This is a genomic window from Oceanispirochaeta crateris (assembly GCF_008329965.1).
Classification (GTDB): domain Bacteria; phylum Spirochaetota; class Spirochaetia; order DSM-2461; family DSM-2461; genus Oceanispirochaeta; species Oceanispirochaeta crateris.
This window is the reverse complement of record NZ_CP036150.1, coordinates 179,491-197,809: the sequence shown is the minus strand read 5'-3', so window position 1 is coordinate 197,809 and position 18,319 is coordinate 179,491. Positions and strand designations below refer to the sequence as shown.

The window sequence follows — 18,319 nt, the reverse complement described above, 5'->3', positions numbered from 1 at the left end:
GAATATTTAGAGCCATGAAAAAGCCCTGCGTCTGCAGGGCTTCTATCACTATTCTGTAGGAGCCGTAGTGTTTGTTTCTACGCTGAAACGCTGCACAAGCCTCTTCTTGTTTTCTCCAGCCCATTGAAAATCATAGTCGATAAGTTTTGTATCCTTGATCGGCATGGCTTCCTCGGGAGGAAGAGCGTCTTTATTGGTAAGAAACTGAAAAGATCCAACAGTTTGTCCCATTTCCTGAACTTTCTTTGTCAGAACCCAGTCAATGAAGATTTTACCATTGTCCTGATCAGGACTGTTCTTCAACAGGGCAACTCCACCGATTTCATATCCAGTTCCTTCCACAGGAGCTGATATAACGATATCGCTATACCCTTCTTTTTTGTACTTGATGGCGTCGTGAAGGAATGTGATTCCCACAGTTGTTTCACCAAGACCGGCCATCCTTCCGGGGGCGGTTCCTGATTTGGTGTACTGCCTTACCTGGGGACTGAATTTTTTAAAGTATTCAATGGCCTGATCTTCTCCAAGCATCTGAACAACTGTGGCCAGCATGGTATAGGCTGTTCCTGATGATCCCGGGTGGGCAACAACAATTTCCTGTTCATACTCGGGTTTCAGGAGATCTTCCCAGGACTGGGGCATTTCCAGACCTTTTTCAGCGAGCATCTTCTGGTTTCCAACAAATCCAAGATATCCGATATAAATACCTGTCCAGACACCGGTGGGATCTTTAAATCCTTCTTTGATGTTCACAGCTTCCGGGGAAATGTATTTTTCAATGATTCCTTCCTGATCTGCAGCAACGATACCATCGACAGGACCACCGTACCATACGGATGCAGACATATTATCTTTCTCTGCCTTAAGACGGGCGAGGATTTCCCCACTGCTCATTCTGACAAAGTCTGTTTTGATTCCGGTTTCGGCTTCAAATTCCTCTGCAATCATGGCGGCATGATCTTCTTGAAGACCAGCATAAAACACCAGCTTACCCTTGTCTGCAGCAGCAGTTTCCTGAGAACCTGCTGCAAATACAGAAGCGACTGTAAGCATGAAGACAGATAAAACGGTTAAAGCTTTTCTTAACATGAAATTCTCCTTTAAGTTGTATACCCAAAATTGTAAACCAAGTTTTACGTTAATGAAAATAAAAGATTAAATTTATTCTTCAATTATCATTCGATGACCAAATGAAAAGAACTAATGAAAAATTAGTGCCTACTAATTTGACACTCCTTGTGCTGCAAGAGTATGATTAACTTGATGATATTTCATCCTGAACATATATCTTTTTGACTCATTTTTCCTAAGGAGAACATTTATGAAAGATTACTTTAAGGTAAGCACGAGAACTATTGTGGCAACAGGACTTGGAGCAGCCCTTTTTATGCTGCTGTTTATGTATGTTAAAGTACCTTCACCCATCCCGGAAACCAGTCTACAGACCGCTTACGGCCTTGGCGCTTTCTTTGCAGTACTGTTTGGCCCCATTGCCGGTGGACTCATTGCGTTTATCGGCCATGCCCTCTCAGATGCTCTGCAATACGGTTCTCCCTGGTGGAGTTGGGTAATAGCCAGCGGCGTTTGCGGTTTCTCATATGGACTTGCTTATAAAAAGACAGGTGTCGAAGAAGGACTTTTCAAAGGAAAATCTATTGTTATTTTCAATGTCATCCAAGTTGTCGGCAATATCCTAGCCTGGGTTGTAGTTGCCCCTGTCCTTGATATACTGATCTATAAAGAACCTGTAAACCTGGTCTTTACCCAGGGAATTGTTGCGGCTGCTATGAACTCCGTAACGGTTGCCATTATCGGGACTCTTCTGCTGATTGCTTACGGTGCAACAAAAACTAAAAAAGGCAGTCTTGATAAAGAATAGTTGAAGAACTCAACGCATAGATAAGCTATTAAACGAAACATTTTAAAAGAGGATTTGTGAGTAGAGAAAATATTATTGAGTTTAAAGATTTTAATTTTCAGTACTTCACACAGGCCAGACCTACTCTTCGTAATATCAATCTCTCCTTTAAAAAAGGAGAGAAGATACTCATTGCAGGTCCCAGCGGGAGTGGTAAAAGCACCCTGGGACATTGCCTCAACGGTCTCATTCCCTTTTCCTATGAAGGAGAAATCACAGGCAATCTTAAAATCAAGGAAAAAGAAACCAGAGATCTTGATATATTCCAACTGTCCAAGATACTGGGAACTGTTCTTCAAGATCCAGATGGGCAGTTTGTGGGCCTGACAGTTTATGAAGACATTGCATTTGCATTAGAAAATGACAATGTGAATCAATTAGAAATGCAGGAACGGGTGGATAAAGCGGCAAGAATGGTTGACATGGAGAGCCTTCGATCTTCCTCACCCTATGAATTGTCTGGTGGTCAAAAACAGCGGACATCCCTGGCCGGTGTACTCGTTGATGATGTTGAAATCCTTCTCTTTGATGAACCCCTGGCTAATTTGGACCCTGCAACGGGAAAGTCGGCCATAGAAATCATTGATGACATACACAAAGACACGGGCAAAACCATTATTATAATTGAACACAGAATCGAAGATGTTCTCCATCGGGATATCGATAGAATCATTCTCATGAATGACGGATCGATTATTGCCGATATGGACGCAGATTCGCTCATGGCTTCCCCCTTTCTCATTGAAAATGGAATTAGGGAACCACTGTATGTTACTGCATTGAAGTATGCTGGAATCGAAGTCAAAAAAGACCTCAGAGCCGGACACTTAGAAACTCTGGCTATGGAGAAAGTCAGAGATGCAGTTTGTACTTGGAATGAGACGGTTGAAACTGCAGAACCTGAAATCAGGCGCCAAACATTGTTAGAACTCAAGAATATCAGTTTTTCATATGATGGGGCCAAGCCCATTATTGACGATGTCAGTTTTAAACTTGAACAGGGAGAACTCATTGCCATCGTAGGCAGGAATGGAGCTGGAAAGTCGACCCTATCCAGGCTGATTTCCGGCTTTGAAAAAGAATCCGCGGGAATCATCTCTTATCAGGGAAAGGATATTTCTGATTTGACCATCAAGGAGAGGGCGGAAAAAATTGGCGTGGTCATGCAGAATCCGAATCAGATGATTTCCAAGGCCCTCATTTATGATGAAATTGCCCTGGGGTTGAGACTGAGAAAAGTGGATGAGGAAGAGATAAAAACAAGAGTTGAAAAAGTTCTGGCTGTATGCGGTCTGACTCCTTTTCGAAATTGGCCCATAGCAGCTCTCAGCTTTGGTCAGAAAAAACGGGTAACCATAGCATCCATTCTCGTTCTCAATCCCGAAGTCATCATCTTGGATGAACCAACCGCCGGTCAGGATTTCAAACACTATACTCAGATAATGGAGTTTATTGATGAAATCAACAGATCGGGAGTTGCCATTATTCTCATCACACACGACATGCATCTTATGCTTGAATATGCTTCTAGAGCTGTTGTGATTTCTGGAGGAAAGAAGATTGCCGATGCTAGACCCAGCGATATCCTCACAGATAAAAAAATCATCGAACAGGCAAATCTCAGAGAAACATCCCTGTACCAATTGAGCCAAAATTCGGGAATAATCGATGGTACCGGATTTGTGCAGAATTTTATTGATTATGAAAAGAGGGTCCGCATCCATTGAATGGTAAACTATTCTCCTACAACTTCATTGATACACCAATACACAGATTGTCTGGACTCACAAAGCTTGTTGCGTTTCTATTTTTAACCTTTGCAGTGATGTTCAGCTACGATTTGCGAGTCGTTTTGCTGATCATGATTTTTTCCATCTATATTTTACGGTTGTCAAAGATAAAATTCTCACAGATTAAGGTCATGGTAATTTATGTGGCAGTCTTTTTACTGACCAATGTGATCATTACATTCTTTTTTTCACCCGAAGAGGGAGTCAAGATTTATGGAACTCGTCATGTGATATTCCACATCATCGGCCCCTACACTCTGACACAGGAACAGGTCTTTTATCAAACAACGAAGTTTTTCAAATATGCGTCGGTCATTCCTCTGGGCATTACCTTTCTTTTGACAACCAATCCCAGTGAGTTTGCCTCGGCCCTAAATGGCGTGGGAGTGCATTACAAGGCAGCCTATGCGGTCTCTCTAACATTACGGTACTTTCCGGACATTCAGAGAGAGTACAGAAATATCAGCCTTTCCCAACAGGCCAGAGGCCTGGATATCTCAAGAAAAGCTAAATTCTCACAGAGAGTGAAAAATTCTCTTTTAATTATCATTCCTTTGGTATTTTCAACTCTAGACCGCATAGAATTGATCAGCAACGCCATGGACTTACGGGGCTTTGGCAAACATAAGAAGAGAACCTGGTTTAGTAAAAAAAAGCTGTCTATCTCTGATTTCACGGTTATCATCCTCTCTGCCCTAATATTCGCAGCCACTCTCTCGGTATCAGCCTTTATCAATCACGGACGATTCTACAACCCATTCATTTAAGAAGGACCTAAGAATCGATTAAGGAGTTTAAAATGGAAAAAGCAATTTTAGTTTTTCAGACAGATTTCACCTACAAAGAGGGGGCTGTCTGCTCTATGTATGGCGTCGTAAAGAGCGTAGACCGCTCACTCGAAATAATCACAGGGACCCACGACATTCCGCAATTTGATACATGGAGTGCCTCCTACCGATTGTATCAGTCAATGAAGTTCTGGCCGGAGGGGACTGTTTTTGTCTCAGTTGTAGATCCGGGAGTGGGAACTCCCCGAAAAGCGTCTGTTGCCCTCACCAACAATGGCTATTACATCGTGACACCAGATAATGGGTCTCTCACTCATGTCGACAAGGAGTTCGGCATAAAGGAAATTCGGGAAATAGATGAAAATGTAAACAGGCTAAAAGGAAAAGACACAGAAGAGGTCAGCATTTTCCATGGAAGAGACCTCTTTGGATTCTGTGCTGCAAAATTAGCCTCCGGGATAATCAGCTTTCAAGAAGTAGGTCCTGCCTATTCTAAGGATGAGATAGTCCGATTTCCTATCCTGAATCCAACCATTGAGGGGGGAAATACCATCAAGGGTATATTTGAAATCAATGATCCCAATTTTGGAAATCTGTGGACCAATATCCCCCTCTCTGTTTTTAAAAAAGCCGGCTTTGAATTTGGAGACTACCTTGATCTAAGGATATGTCACAAAGGTGTTGAGAAATTTTCAGAAAAACTCCTTTTCCACAAATCTTTTGGATTTGCAGAAAAGGGAGCCCCTGTCATTTATAACAATGAATTGATGAAGATTTCCCTGGCTGTGTCACAAGGTAGTTTTTGTGAAAAATACGGTATCGATTATGGATCAGACTGGACTGTAGAATTCAGGAAATAAAATTCCTTGGACTGAATTACACCTGAGGAGGTTAGAATGAACAAAATATTAGTTTTTCAGAGCGATTTTGGGTTGGTTGACGGTGCAGTTTCTGCAATGCATGGTGTAGCCAATATGGTTGACGACAGCTTAAAAATCTACGACCTAACTCATGACATACCACAGTACAGCATTTGGGAAGCATCTTACCGGCTTTATCAGACGACGGAATACTGGCCGAAAGGAACTGTATTTGTTTCTGTGGTAGACCCGGGCGTCGGTTCAAAAAGACTAAGCGTCGTTGCAGAGACCATTGATGGTCACTTTATTGTGACACCCGACAATGGCACCCTGACTCATATGAAGAAATATGTGGGATTGAAAGAAGTTCGTGAAATTGATGAAACAAAGCACCGCAGGGAAGACACAGAATACTCCTACACTTTTCATGGCCGCGATGTGTATGCCAATACGGGTGCAAAACTGGCATCTGGAACGATTTCATTTGAACAGGTCGGTAAGATTGTAGACCTTGAGAAGATTACTGAACTGGCCGTTGGAGATGTCATTAGAACTGAGACATCTGTCCTGGGTTCGATTGACATACTGGATGTACGTTTCGGCAGTCTATGGACGAATATTCCCAGAGATGAATTTGTTAAGACAGGATTTAAGCACGGTGAAACAGTTGAAGTCATGATCAGAAACAACAAGGTCATGGCCTATAATAATCGTATAGTTTATGGACGATCTTTTGCCGATGTTTACCCCAGTGAACAGGTTATTTATGTTAACTCAGTCTATAACATGGCCATTGCTATAAATCAGGGAAACTTTGCCAAAGCCTATAACATTGGGACGGGACATCACTGGGAGATTGAGTTCAAAAAAATGAAATAGTGTTATTTTAAATGAGTAAGTCCAGAATAGATGGCTCTACCCTGGACTTACTGATGATTCCAGTTGATCAATACGCTGAAAGCTGATTATTTTCAGTCCCAGGCTTTCAGAAACTGCAGAAGAACCTCTGCCGCATTATCCGCGGCCAGCCCAAAAAAGGTTCCCATTTCATTTTCACCTTCACCGCCTCCGGCCAGGTCTGAAAGAGAACGGAACGCTATAAAAGGCACATCAGCCACATAGGCAACATGGGCTACAGCAGCAGATTCCATATCCAGACAATCGGCCTGGAAATTGTCAAAAGCCCACTCTCTGTATTCCGCATTATCCACAAAGGTCATACCGGAAACACCGACTCCCCCGACAACCAGCTTGGGAACATGGGAAAGCTTTGCATCCTCTGTTTCGGATAAAAGAGTAACATCACTGATTTTCTCGGCAACAGCCAAGAGATCCTCATCGACATCAAACCAAAATTTACTTTCTGTCTCATCAACACCGTCGAGTCTTCCATGAGTGACATCAACATTCTGAGGATACATCATACCAAAACCGGGATAGATCTCCTGATGCCAGCCCAGGTCATACCCCTCATCAGTCTTGCGGGCAAAAAGGGATTCCTGATACTGAGCCCACTGAGCGGGAATTGTGACATCACCAATGTTCAAATCAGGATTAACCCCTCCGGCAATCCCGCTGAACAGAATATGTGAAATATTAAAAGTGTCTAAAGCCATCTGAGTGGTCATGGCCGCGTTTACCATACTGATCCCTGAGAGAAAAAGGACAGCCTTCTTGCCTTCAATTTCACAGAGAGTAAAACTCTTACCGTTGATAACGATTTCTTCTTCGATGGTTGCAATAGATTTTAATTTTACGACTTCAGGCCCAAAGGCTGATACGATAGCAATCCGCTCTTCTTGAGAGGGAGATGGAAGCTCCTGAACACCCTCAGACCACAAAGAGGTACCTAAAAACAGTATGAGGCTAAATAATGCAAAGATTCTTTTCATAAATAGATTCTCCAGAGATTCAATATGACTTCATTGTACTGAAAAGGTCAGACAACTGTCTATATCAACCCACCTATTCAGGTATAGAACTATGATCTTTGGGAATGGATCTGGCAATAATTTTGAAAATAAGAATGATCAGGATGAGCAGAGCTAAAGCAATCAAAATATACAATGGATTATGCCCTTCTGCAATTTGATAGAATAGTGTTGAAATAATCCAGGCGACCAGAGTTAGGTAAAGTGCCTGAACCAGCCCAAAGGTAACACTGATCTCTTTCATAGCCGCACTGACCGCAGCAACGCAGGGCATATATAGAAGGATAAATAACAGATAGGCATAGGCTGCAGCAGGTGAAAATTTTGATCTGAGAATACTCAGCCCGACTGATCCCTCGGAAGAGTTAACCCCAAGACTATTCAATTGACTATAGACGGCATTCAGAGTCCCGACAATTGATTCTTTGGCAAAGATTCCTGTAAATAAACCGACAGTGGCAGGCCAATTGTCATCGCTAATGCCGATAGAAGTAAAAAGCGGGGTTATAAACCGTCCCAGAGAAGCCAAAAGAGATTCGGCTGTATTATCCGGGTTAAATCCATCGTTCAGACTGAATGATGAAAAAATGGACATAATAAAAACGGCTATGATGATAACCTTGCCGGCTCTTTTAATAAAATCTTTTACCCTTGCCCAGGTATGCAGCAAGATATGTTTTGCCCGGGGGACATGATAGCGTGGCAGCTCCATGATAAGATCAGAAGGTTCTCCCCGAAAAAGAGTAACCTTAATCAAAAGTCCTGAGAGCACAGCAACCAGTATCCCTGTCATATAGAGGGAAAAGACAATAAGCCCCGTACTTGTTGGAAAAAAAGCAGCAGCAAAAAGAGCATAAACAGGAAGTCTGGCTCCGCATGACATCATGGGTACCATGAAAATGGTAATCATCCTGTCCCGCTTGTTATCCAGGGTTCTGGTAGCGAGGATCGCCGGCACAGTACAGCCGAAGCCCACGATCATGGGGACAAAAGCCTTACCGGGAAGACCAATTTTGCCCATAAATCGGTCCATAACGAAGGCGGCTCTTGCCATATAACCCGAGTCTTCCAGCAGAGAAAGCATGAGGAACATGAAAAAGACAAAGGGAATAAAAGAGATCACCATCTGAATCCCTGCCCCGACACCATCCGATATAAAATAAGAAACGATGCTTGGTGCCCCCACGGAGGAAAGCAGTGAGTGAACTCCATCAACAAAGATCAACCCGGCAACGGTATCAAACCAGTCAACAAATATATTCCCAATTTCGATCGTAACAAAAAATACAATCATCATTACCGCAAAGAATATGGGTATACCCAGCACAGGATGCATCACAACGGAATCGACAATATCGCTGAGGGGTTTCACCTGCCGTATCCGTTTAACAACCTCACGACTAATCCCGTTGACAGCACCATAAACATAATCAGCGATGATCATATCGGGTGTCTCATTCAGAATCTGTTTAATACCCTTCAGTTGTAATTCAATTTCTTCCCTATTAAGGATGGCATTATCACAGACAACAGAGTTGACCCAGGGATCTTCTTCGATCAATCTAAGGGTCAGCCATCGCGGATCAAGGTTTAGTTCATGGGCTTTCTTTTCAAGTAGGATTTTCCAACGACTGATAAGATCTTCAATTTCATTTGGATATTTAAACTCTATGGAGGAAACCGGATGCAGCCTGCAATTTGTTTCAAAAAAATCTTTCAGCCTTGAAACATCATTTAGATTAACGGCGCTTACACCAATCACCGGACATTCCAGATGGGCGGAAAGATGATCAATATCAATACTCAATCCATTGTCATTGGCAAGGTCCATCATGTTCAAAACAACAACGACAGGAACTTTCATTTCGATCAGTTGGGCTGTGAGGTACAGATTCCGGGATAAATTTGTAGAATCCAGAATATTTACAATTAGATCTGCCTTCCTGCTAAGGATATAATCCCTTGAAACCTGTTCATCTTCAGAGTTGGGAGATAGTGAATAAATACCAGGGAGGTCTACTATTTTGTAGTTTTGATGATTGTGTTCATACCGGCCTTCTACACGCTCAACGGTGACACCCGGCCAATTCCCAATTTGCTGTTTTGCTCCGGTAAGGAGGTTAAAAAGAGAACTCTTACCGCAATTTGGATTTCCAGTAAAAGCAAGAGTCAGTTCATTTTCCTTTGACATAGATACGCTTTGCCATCCCCTGACCTATCATTATCTGAGAGCCTTGAACACTCAGAACCATGGGGCCTAATCTGTTGGCTCTGATGACTCGAACTTCCGCTCCGGGAATCAGCCCAAGATTAACCAGCTTCTGCCTCAGGTTCTTACCACCAATGATTGATTCAACAATCGCACTTTTACCAAGTTCTATTTCAGATAAGCTCATTTTATTCACCATCGCTGAATTGAATTTCTCCGAGTACCGATCACCATTAGAAAACTATAATATACGTTAACCCTTGAAACAATATTAGTCAACGCTAATAAGAAAGAAGCGACATACAAATCGAACTTTTAATTCATTCTACATATGAACGGATTGTTATTCTATATAGTTTTCATGAAAAAGTAAAATATTGAAACTACGCCGATGATTGGGAGAATGAAAGATGGTTTTGAGAGAAAAATTGGAATGTAATAAACCGGGTCCTCACTTATTTTAAAGTTTAAAAACATCCTTTAAATGATCTTGCCCCTCATCTATTGAAAGAGAGATTTTATCCTGAAGTATTCTTATGCTTTGAGCAATATCCATATTTTCGGCAAGGACACAAAAGAACTTATTCTTGATTTGTTTCAGGTTTGGCCCAAAAACATGGGAAACAACCATAGAGATCATAATAATCTGCATCTCCAAAATGGCGGTCTATAAAGGATTTCCCATCATCACTTGCGAAGGCTGTAATAAATTGATCCATGCAAACACAAGACCTCAGGACTTTTTCAAAGATCCGGCTTTATAGGCATCATAAGCCTCTTCCACAGTCATGTTTCCGGCTCCGACATAAACCTCAACTCCGGTGGTACTCAGAACACCGGAAGCATTGCCTCCAGGACCATTTCCAGTGATGAGAACTTCTGCCCCTAACTCCACTAACTTCTGGGCAGTCTTGGGACCAGCCCCATGGGCTTCAGATTCAATAGCTCTGTTATCATAGGATTCAAGATTCTTAGAATCTTCATCATAAATCACAAAATACTCAGTTCTTCCAAATCGTGGATCTATGAGGGAATCCATATTGTTCCCTTTTGCTGTAAAGACTATTTTCATTTCCCTGTTCTCCTTATATTTCACACAGTTCTTTTATCTGTTCCCAGCTCCCGCTGATTATGGCTCCTAATTCTTTGTCATATTCCACAATTGTTTTCCCGTTTGTCATGGCCTTAGTAAAGGATTCGTTATATGGAATCTCCGAGAGAAGAACAATTCCGGAAGCATCGAGAAAACCTTTTATCTTGTCCGTGACTCCGGGATTAAGATCCGCCTTATTGATAATGCATCCAGCTTTAATCCCGAACTTTTCAACGAGCTCATAGACCCTTTTCAGGTCGTGAATCCCGGAAACAGTAGATTCTGTCACCAGAACCACAAAGTTAGCCCCTGATAGAGAAGAGACAACAGGACATCCTAATCCTGGTGAACCATCCACCAAAACGGCAGTTTTGTTCTTTGATTCAGCAAGAGATTTTGCATCTTTTTTAACCTTGGCGACCAATTTTCCGGAATTATCTGCACCGATATTCAGTCGGGCATGAACCATGGCAGAACCTGTTCGGATGTTAGAAACAAAGACTTGGCCTACACCGGGCCGTTCGTTAGTAATAGCCTCTGCAGGACAGACCCGGGCGCAATACCCACAGCCCTCGCACCCTAATGAATCCACAAAATACTGATTGTTTACGACCGAGATGGCATCAAACCTGCAGACTTCCTGACACTTGCCACACTGAATGCATACATCCTGATTAATCACGGCAAGTTCACCACTGTAAAATTCCTCCGGATTTCCGAAATCGGGAGAAAGGAGCAGATGCATATCCGCAGCATCCACATCACAATCAGCCACAATCAAATCTTCTCCACCCAAGTATGCCAGAGAGGCAGTAATGGATGTTTTACCAGTTCCACCTTTTCCTGATATGACGACGATCTCTTTCACACTGTATCTCTCTTCATCTTTTCATTTATTTTTTCAATATAACTCTCTATATGACTCACTGCATTTTTTACAGAAGGGACTGTTGGATACAACAGATTCCCCGCAGAATAGGTTTCGGCAATCAATCGGTCATTGGGGATCAATGCAATGATGTCAAGGCTCTCTTCACGGCAATACTGTTCTACCCCATCGTTCCCAATTCCATTTCTGTTAATGACAACTCCAAACGGTTTTCCCATTTGGCGAACCGTTTCGACGGCGAGTTTCAGATCATGTAAACCAAAGGGGGTTGGTTCTGTAATAAGAATAACAAGATCAGCATCCCTGGTTGCCTCAATGACCGGGCAGGATGTACCTGGAGGTGAATCAAGAATGGTTATCCTATCTTCTGAAAAGTTTGCATCTACATAATCCAGAGTCTGTTTGATAAGAGGGACAGCCTGCTCCTCACCAATAATCAACCGGCTTTCGATAAAATTAAGATTCCCGGATTTGTAGGATTTCAGCTCTCCCATTTTCTTCGATTTCATAGGAAGAGACCCTGTGGGACAGAGTTCTGAACAAGCAAAACAACCATGGCACATTTCAGGGAATACCATGATCATCTTTCCCATCTTCATGACTGCATTAAAGCTGCAGACTGTTTGACAATTCCCGCACAGCTCACATGTACTTTCGTTCCACTCTGGAATTTTCTTAAACATGTCTTCCTCATGGAGAAGCTCCGCTTTTATAAAAAGTCCTGAATTGGGTTCTTCTACATCAAGATCTACCAAAATACACTCTCTATTCTCTGCTATATAGGATGCCAAATTAGTAGACAGAGTCGTTTTACCAGTCCCACCCTTTCCGCTGGCGATTGCAATTTTCATTAAATAACCCTATTTCCATCTATATTTCCAGTCTGATCATCTGGATTTCTGCTTTAGTCTCAAGGGAGACCATATTCGTTATAAACATCATTTTCATGGGAAGAAACGGACCTTCTAAGTGAAGGTCATAAAAGGGCGACTGGAAATCGCCCTTAAAAACTATTCTTCCTCTTTTATTTCAGAAAGCCTGTTTTCCAGGGTTTTGAGCTGGTCTTTCAAATAAGACACCTCATTCTCTAAATAACCCTTTTCATTGTCTTTTAAATATTCCGGCGCTGCAGAATAAGCTTGATAGCCCATCCCAAGGCCGCGCCCCATTCCACGGCCAAAACCCACACCGTAAGATCTGTCAAAACCACGACCTCTTCCGGCTCCTCGGCCCAAACCGTATCCACCGGCAAATCCTGAATTTATAAAACCTGGAGTACTCGAACCATTACAGAACCCGGCACCTCGTCCAGTCATTGGACCCATTCCATTAGGACCTCTTCTATCACCTTTTGGCATAATGTTACCTCCTGCCTTGATGTCCATGTCCACGACAGCAGTTTCCATGACCGAATCCCCCGGCAAGATCTATCAAATTTCCAGATCCGCAGGTTGGACAACTGCCAATATCTAAGTCAAAACCAATATTGAACATATGGCCACAATCATGACAACGTATCAAGTTCCCTCGGAAATGAATGTTCCCACCTTCTATATGAAGATGTTTTCCTTCCACAAGAAATTTGGCAATCTTTCGCCTGGCTTTTTCAATCAGCCTAGTAAAAGTCGAACGGGAAATTTCCATCTCCGCAGCAGCCTCAGAATGCTCTAAACCCAGATAATCGGCCAATCTTATGGCTTCAAACTCATCCAGTCCCAGAGGAAGAGACTCCAGCTTCTGCCTTTGTATCCCCAGGGGTTTAAAATCTGCATGCAACGGCGGCTGGTAAACAACACGTTCTTTTTTTGGTCGTGACATAAACTATCCTTAAATTAAAGTTAATGCACTTATGTGCATAAGTCAAGATAAACAATAAGAGATTTATACTGATATTAGAAATATTTGAAACAAAGGGGAAACGCCCTCCTTGAGAAAACTAGAATTCTTCGATGTAGCCTCTTCTGAAATTGGAAATTCCTCATGATTGAATCCCTCTTGCTACGGAGATCCAATGACGAGGATGTAATGAGGATAATTGAGTGGGAATTCAAGTCTGGGAAGAAAATGGAAGGTCCTTGAATATGGAGAAAAAAATCAAAAGATTTTTTTAATTTACCAGCGAAAACCTGCAATGGGAGGATAGGCTTTTTTGACTGCCAAATAAAGGGGAAAACCTATGATGACACCAGCGGCATTCTGCAGAATATTGCCTGGGATTTCGGTTGCTGCGGCAGCAAAGCCATACATCATGCCAGCGGTCATAAAATAGGTACCAGCCATAAAAATAGTTCCTGCCAGAAAGGCGAGGATCAAGGCTAAGATCATAGAGGCTTTCTTTTCTACATCTGTCGCCTTAAAAATTAGGCCGATTAAAAGCCCTTGAACACCGTGGGCAAAGAAGGTAATGGGAGCCCATTGAGCATATCCGCCCATTATATCGGCTAGAGCCGTTCCCAGACCGCCGGATGCCAGTGCAGTAAAAGGCCCAAAGGTTAGAGCCGTAAAAAAAATGGCGACATCGGCCAGGTTGATATACCCCTTGGTGGGTGTCACAGGAACTCGGACGATAAGAGTACAAACAGTGGTCACAGCTGTGAGAACGGCAACAGCGGCAATGCGAAAAGCCAGATTCTGCTTTGATGATTTCATTTTATGATCCATGATGTCTCCCAGTAACTGATGAAGATGACGTACCCGAATATATAAACAAATAATACCAGAGGACGAGTAAGGAAGACAAGCATCCTTTTAAGACTAAAACCTTTAACACCCTCCTCATCCCTCAGTACCAATGCTTATTTTCCATGGAGGAAGTGAAAGAAGTAAGGCAACTCAAGAGTGAAAACCTTAAAAAATGATTTCTTTACAATTTGAATATATGACCATAAAATTGTGATGTGAATCGACTTTTGAAATTTGCACCATACATATTTGCCTCTATATTCATTGTCGTTCTCATCCTTTCTTTATATACAATGCTGAAAAGTCCTTTTTTCTTTAGAGACAATTCTACAGACCTCGAGGAAAAAACATATCACTACGCCTTTTTTCTTCCAGCTTCAGACTATACCTTTTTCAAACAATTGAAAGAGGGAGCTTTAAACGCTTCCTTGTCTATGGATTGCTCCATTTCATTTCATGAAATAGATACAGACCCCTTGAGTCTTAAAATGGTCCCCTTCTCCGGATTGGATGGTATAGGAGTATATGCTTACAAGGAAGATTCCAATACTCTGGCCAATCTTGCGGCAATCTCTGATGCAGGCATTCCTATAATTCAAATAGAAAATGAAATAGTCCGAGACGAAAAAACAATTTTCATTGGTACAAATAACTTTGATTCAGGAAAGGCCATTGGCAAACTGGCGCTTAAATCCAGGAAAGAGGAGATCAACCTGGCGGTTGTCTACAGTGAAAAGAATCCAGGACTAATGACAAAGGCGAATTTGCTGGAATTAGGATTAAGATCAACCCTAGGCTATCGTGTAGCCAACATCCAGAACGAATATACAACTTTAAATCCTCTAGATGCGGAAGGTCTCACCTACAGGCTGATCAGGCAGGAGAAACCAGTTGATGTCATAGTCCTGACCGATCCCAATGATACTCTTGTAACAGTTCAGGCAATTGTAGACATGAACCTCGTAGGAGAGATCCAGGTCATTGGATTCGGCGATGATGAACGGATCAAAGAATACATTAATAAAGGGCTGGTCCTGGGAACGATTGTGCGAGATCCCTTTCTCATAGGATTCAGTTCTGTTTTATCCTTACTGGATATTAGCACCAATGGGTATACCTCTGCCTATGTTGATACGGGGATCAGCATCATTACAGGGGGTGATAAAGAGAAATGAATCAGAAGAACAGGTTCCGCATAAGCAATTCTCTTCGGGCAAAATTGTTCTATTACTCAATATTCTCCATGTCATTTACAATGGTCTCCTTCGGCATCATCCTCATTTTATCCCTCTCTCTGCAGGATATTGCCGACAAACGTTTTGAAGACGAACAATCCCTTCATGTTCTTCAAGAACAATTGGATGGAATACAGGAACCAATCGAAAGCTATCTTGGCTTTTACTCGTCCTCCTCCCTGGCTCAGCTCCTTTATACTGCAGAAACAATCAAGGATATCCTTCCCGACAAAAGAATCATCATCGATGATGAATCTGAATTACTCAAAAGAGAGATCTACTACCTCATTGACTCCTACCTGATTCAAATGAATCAGGTGATCGAAATGAAACGGGGAAGGAATGTTCCCGGATACACCCAGGGTTTTGAAGATCTGTTCATCCTATACAATTATATAACCGATAAAATCAACGAAGTAAGCCTGAAGGGTTTTAGAAGTCAATTGGGAGAATACAGGAGTTTCCTTGAATTGTTCCGGGCCATTCAAATGTATAGCCTCATTCTCATAGTGTTAATTCTGGCATTTTCTTTCTCACTGCTCATGAAAAATGTGAACACCATCTCCTACCCCATTCATCAGCTCTCTCTGATGGCAGGGAAAATCTCGGCAGGAGATTTTGACATGGAGGACATCCAATTTGACTCGGTTGATGAGATCAATCATGTTGCATCAGCCTTTAATGAAATGAAAAACAGCATCAGCCATTACATAAATGAATTGAAAAAACAAAAGGATATTGAGCAGCAAATGATGGCAGAGAGAGTGCGGAACCTCAATATGGAGCAGCTTCTCAAGAGAATGGAGCTCTACACTATGCAGGCCCAAATGAATCCCCATTTTCTTTTCAATACCATTAACACTGGTGTTCAGCTCGCCATTGTAGAAGAAGCGGAGAAAACAGCGGACTTCATGGAAAATCTTGCAGCCCTTTTCCGTTATAATATCAGAGAGAAGAAATTCTTTGTTCCCCTGCGCCACGAATACGAAGGGTTAAGGTCCTATTTCAATATCTTGAGGATTCGGTTTCCCAAAACCCTCCATTTGGAGTTGAACATCAATGAGGAACTACTCGATGACTTCTCTTGCCCAGCCATGGTGCTGCAACCCATTGTAGAAAACTCTGTCTTGCATGCTTTTAAAAGCAAAGAGGGAATTGGCACCATTTCAGTTTCCATAGAATACAATCACCCTCTTTTACAGATATCCGTGAAAGATGATGGAATCGGAATTCCCCCAAAAACAGTCAAGGCCCTTTTGACACCCCATACCCATGACTATCAACTCAGTTCCAAAGTCATGGGATTAGAAAATGTTATTCAACGCTGTTATTTTTTCTACCCTGATGAGAAAGATGTGGTGGAAATTCATAGCGAAATTGGTAGAGGAACAGATATCATCATCAATATTAATACAGAGGTGAAACCATGTATCGAGTTATGATTGTTGATGATGAAGAACCCGTATTGGACAGCTTTAGTTTTATCTTAAAGAAATATGCCCATGACTTTCTACTCTGCGGCAAAGCCAGAACAGGGACAGAGGCCTTAAAAGAAATTAAGGATAAAAATCCCGATGTGGTATTTATGGATATACAAATGCCGGGGATAGACGGCATAGAGACAATTCGTCAAATTCAGCCTCTATTCCCCCATATTATTTTTATTCTGGCTACGGCCTATGAACGCTTTGATATTGCCCAGAAGGCGATTCAACTGGGAGTATTCAATTACCTTGTTAAGCCTGTATCCAAAAACAAGATTCTCGAAGTGCTGGGCTTGGTAAAAGAAGATCTGGACAAGAGAAAAAAGGAAAATGAAACACTACTAGAGGAAGAACAGTTTCTCAAAAGAACCCAGAATGAAAAATTGAATAAGTTTCTAACAAGTCTTATTTGGAAAAATCCGGATGTTGATTCATGGAACGATTTCTGCCATCTCTCTTCCATAAATTGTGAGAAAGCGGCCATCTGTCTCATAGGTGGGATTTCATCGGTTTCGGAGGAAATAAGAAGAGAAATATTTGGATCTCTAGTCCAAAAAATTCATTACAAATACAATTGTTTCTCCACAGAACTGGGGGATAAATTGATCCTCTTTTTCCCTGAAGAAAGGGAGATAAAAGACCTTGAGAAACAATTGAGACAGATGACCAATGAAGTGCATAAAGTGAATTTAGTCTTTGGGCTGGGAGGGTCTTATCATTTTTCTGAAATCACAAAATCTGTTTCTGAGGCATTCCTACCCTTTTCCGATCCCAAAGAGAATGAAGAGAGGAGAAACAAAGAACAGAGGATGATATTTTCTGTTCTGAAAGGGATTCTTACAAATGATAGAACAAAGGGTGAAGAGCTGTTTGAGAATTTCTGGGTATCCAAGTTCAAACAGGATGAGTTTAATGTAGCCAAAGGAAAAATGGTTGCGCTTTTTACCCTGATCCTTCATGAAATTGAAAATCATCTACTAATCAGGAGTAATTTTAACATTGATCCCGCCGAGGAGATCATGCCCCTCAAGTCCATGGAAGAGTGGGAGCTATGGGCGGCCTCGGCCATGACAGAACTCTTCAATCTCCTAGATCTACAAAAAAGCCAAACTTACCCGAAACCATTGAAGAAGGCACTTTCTTATATTGCGGGAAACTATAATCATCAACTGCAACTAACAACTGTTGCGGAAGAGTGTTCCGTGACAGGCAGTTATTTGAGTCGCTTGTTTACAGAACATCTGGATACAAAATTTATTGACTACTTAAACAGATACAGAGTGAATCAGGCTGTCCTCCTGCTGAGGGATAAAAATATTTCCATCAAAGAGGCATCATTTATGGTGGGCTACCAGAACCCAAACTACTTCAGCAGGATATTCCGTAAAATAATGGGCATATCTCCATCTGATCTTTAAAAAAGGGGCAATTCGTCATGCT

19 protein-coding genes are annotated in these 18,319 nt (G+C 42.0%); 8 read left to right on the top strand and 11 right to left on the bottom strand.

Annotated elements, in window-relative coordinates; genetic code table 11:
- Positions 1 to 48 precede the first annotated feature (48 nt).
- Positions 49 to 1,089 carry an ABC transporter substrate-binding protein gene (locus EXM22_RS00855; protein WP_149484690.1) on the bottom strand — a complete coding sequence of 347 codons (1,041 nt, stop codon included), beginning with the start codon at positions 1,087 to 1,089 and terminating at the stop codon, positions 49 to 51.
- A gap of 232 nt (positions 1,090 to 1,321) precedes the next feature.
- Between EXM22_RS00855 and EXM22_RS00850 the strand changes: the two genes are divergently transcribed.
- From EXM22_RS00850 to EXM22_RS00830, 5 genes are read left to right on the top strand one after another with little or no spacing between them, the layout of a single operon-like run.
- Entirely contained in the window at positions 1,322 to 1,879 is a 558-nt protein-coding gene (locus EXM22_RS00850; protein ID WP_149484689.1) for an ECF-type riboflavin transporter substrate-binding protein, read from the top strand.
- A 56-nt stretch (positions 1,880 to 1,935) separates the two neighbouring features.
- A complete protein-coding gene (locus EXM22_RS00845) occupies positions 1,936 to 3,645 on the top strand; it encodes an ABC transporter ATP-binding protein (protein WP_149484688.1) in 1,710 nt (569 codons plus the stop codon).
- A complete protein-coding gene (locus tag EXM22_RS00840) occupies positions 3,642 to 4,475 on the top strand; it encodes an energy-coupling factor transporter transmembrane component T family protein (protein WP_149484687.1) in 834 nt (277 codons plus the stop codon). Before EXM22_RS00845 ends, EXM22_RS00840 begins: the two co-directional genes overlap by 4 nt.
- A gap of 32 nt (positions 4,476 to 4,507) precedes the next feature.
- Complete coding sequence (locus tag EXM22_RS00835) at positions 4,508 to 5,356, top strand: SAM hydrolase/SAM-dependent halogenase family protein (protein WP_149484686.1); 849 nt, start codon at positions 4,508 to 4,510, stop codon at positions 5,354 to 5,356.
- A gap of 36 nt (positions 5,357 to 5,392) precedes the next feature.
- A complete protein-coding gene (locus tag EXM22_RS00830; protein ID WP_149484685.1) occupies positions 5,393 to 6,235 on the top strand; it encodes an SAM hydrolase/SAM-dependent halogenase family protein in 843 nt (280 codons plus the stop codon).
- A 92-nt stretch (positions 6,236 to 6,327) separates the two neighbouring features.
- Here EXM22_RS00830 and EXM22_RS00825 read toward each other — a convergent pair whose 3' ends face one another.
- The 10 genes from EXM22_RS00825 to EXM22_RS00785 all read right to left on the bottom strand — a co-directional run bounded on the left by EXM22_RS00825 (position 6,328) and on the right by EXM22_RS00785 (position 14,139).
- Positions 6,328 to 7,248, bottom strand: coding sequence for a 5'-methylthioadenosine/S-adenosylhomocysteine nucleosidase (locus EXM22_RS00825; protein WP_149484684.1), 921 nt, complete (start codon positions 7,246 to 7,248; stop codon positions 6,328 to 6,330).
- 73 nt (positions 7,249 to 7,321) lie between these two features.
- Complete coding sequence (gene feoB / locus EXM22_RS00820) at positions 7,322 to 9,478, bottom strand: ferrous iron transport protein B (RefSeq protein ID WP_149484683.1); 2,157 nt, start codon at positions 9,476 to 9,478, stop codon at positions 7,322 to 7,324.
- Complete coding sequence (locus EXM22_RS00815; protein WP_168203266.1) at positions 9,462 to 9,683, bottom strand: FeoA family protein; 222 nt, start codon at positions 9,681 to 9,683, stop codon at positions 9,462 to 9,464. Before EXM22_RS00815 ends, feoB begins: the two co-directional genes overlap by 17 nt.
- 273 nt (positions 9,684 to 9,956) lie before the next feature.
- On the bottom strand, positions 9,957 to 10,127 hold the full coding sequence (locus EXM22_RS18170; protein WP_168203265.1) for a hypothetical protein: 171 nt from the start codon (positions 10,125 to 10,127) through the stop codon (positions 9,957 to 9,959).
- Positions 10,128 to 10,229: 102 nt separating this feature from the next.
- Entirely contained in the window at positions 10,230 to 10,568 is a 339-nt protein-coding gene (locus EXM22_RS00810) for a NifB/NifX family molybdenum-iron cluster-binding protein (protein WP_149484681.1), read from the bottom strand.
- Positions 10,569 to 10,581: 13 nt separating this feature from the next.
- A complete protein-coding gene (locus EXM22_RS00805) occupies positions 10,582 to 11,457 on the bottom strand; it encodes an ATP-binding protein (protein ID WP_149484680.1) in 876 nt (291 codons plus the stop codon).
- Positions 11,454 to 12,329: an ATP-binding protein gene (locus tag EXM22_RS00800; RefSeq protein WP_149484679.1), complete on the bottom strand. Its 876-nt coding sequence runs from the start codon at positions 12,327 to 12,329 to the stop codon at positions 11,454 to 11,456. Before EXM22_RS00800 ends, EXM22_RS00805 begins: the two co-directional genes overlap by 4 nt.
- Positions 12,330 to 12,488: 159 nt before the next feature.
- Positions 12,489 to 12,836 carry a DUF5320 domain-containing protein gene (locus EXM22_RS00795; RefSeq protein ID WP_149484678.1) on the bottom strand — a complete coding sequence of 116 codons (348 nt, stop codon included), beginning with the start codon at positions 12,834 to 12,836 and terminating at the stop codon, positions 12,489 to 12,491.
- Between the two features lie 4 nt (positions 12,837 to 12,840).
- On the bottom strand, positions 12,841 to 13,296 hold the full coding sequence (locus tag EXM22_RS00790; RefSeq protein WP_149484677.1) for a DUF134 domain-containing protein: 456 nt from the start codon (positions 13,294 to 13,296) through the stop codon (positions 12,841 to 12,843).
- Positions 13,297 to 13,590: 294 nt separating this feature from the next.
- Positions 13,591 to 14,139, bottom strand: a complete 549-nt coding sequence (locus EXM22_RS00785; protein ID WP_246157053.1) for an ECF transporter S component — start codon at positions 14,137 to 14,139, stop codon at positions 13,591 to 13,593.
- A 236-nt stretch (positions 14,140 to 14,375) separates the two neighbouring features.
- Here EXM22_RS00785 and EXM22_RS00780 point away from each other — a divergent pair, with 236 nt between their 5' ends.
- Genes EXM22_RS00780 through EXM22_RS00770 form a run of 3 tightly spaced genes read left to right on the top strand, consistent with a single transcriptional unit; the run spans position 14,376 to position 18,297 of the window.
- A complete protein-coding gene (locus EXM22_RS00780) occupies positions 14,376 to 15,335 on the top strand; it encodes a sugar ABC transporter substrate-binding protein (RefSeq protein WP_149484676.1) in 960 nt (319 codons plus the stop codon).
- Positions 15,332 to 16,837: a sensor histidine kinase gene (locus EXM22_RS00775; RefSeq protein WP_149484675.1), complete on the top strand. Its 1,506-nt coding sequence runs from the start codon at positions 15,332 to 15,334 to the stop codon at positions 16,835 to 16,837. The genes EXM22_RS00780 and EXM22_RS00775 overlap by 4 nt, the downstream gene beginning before the upstream one ends.
- Positions 16,822 to 18,297 (top strand): response regulator, encoded by a 1,476-nt coding sequence (locus EXM22_RS00770; protein WP_149484674.1) that lies wholly within the window; start codon positions 16,822 to 16,824, stop codon positions 18,295 to 18,297. The genes EXM22_RS00775 and EXM22_RS00770 overlap by 16 nt, the downstream gene beginning before the upstream one ends.
- The last annotated feature ends 22 nt before the right edge of the window (positions 18,298 to 18,319 follow it).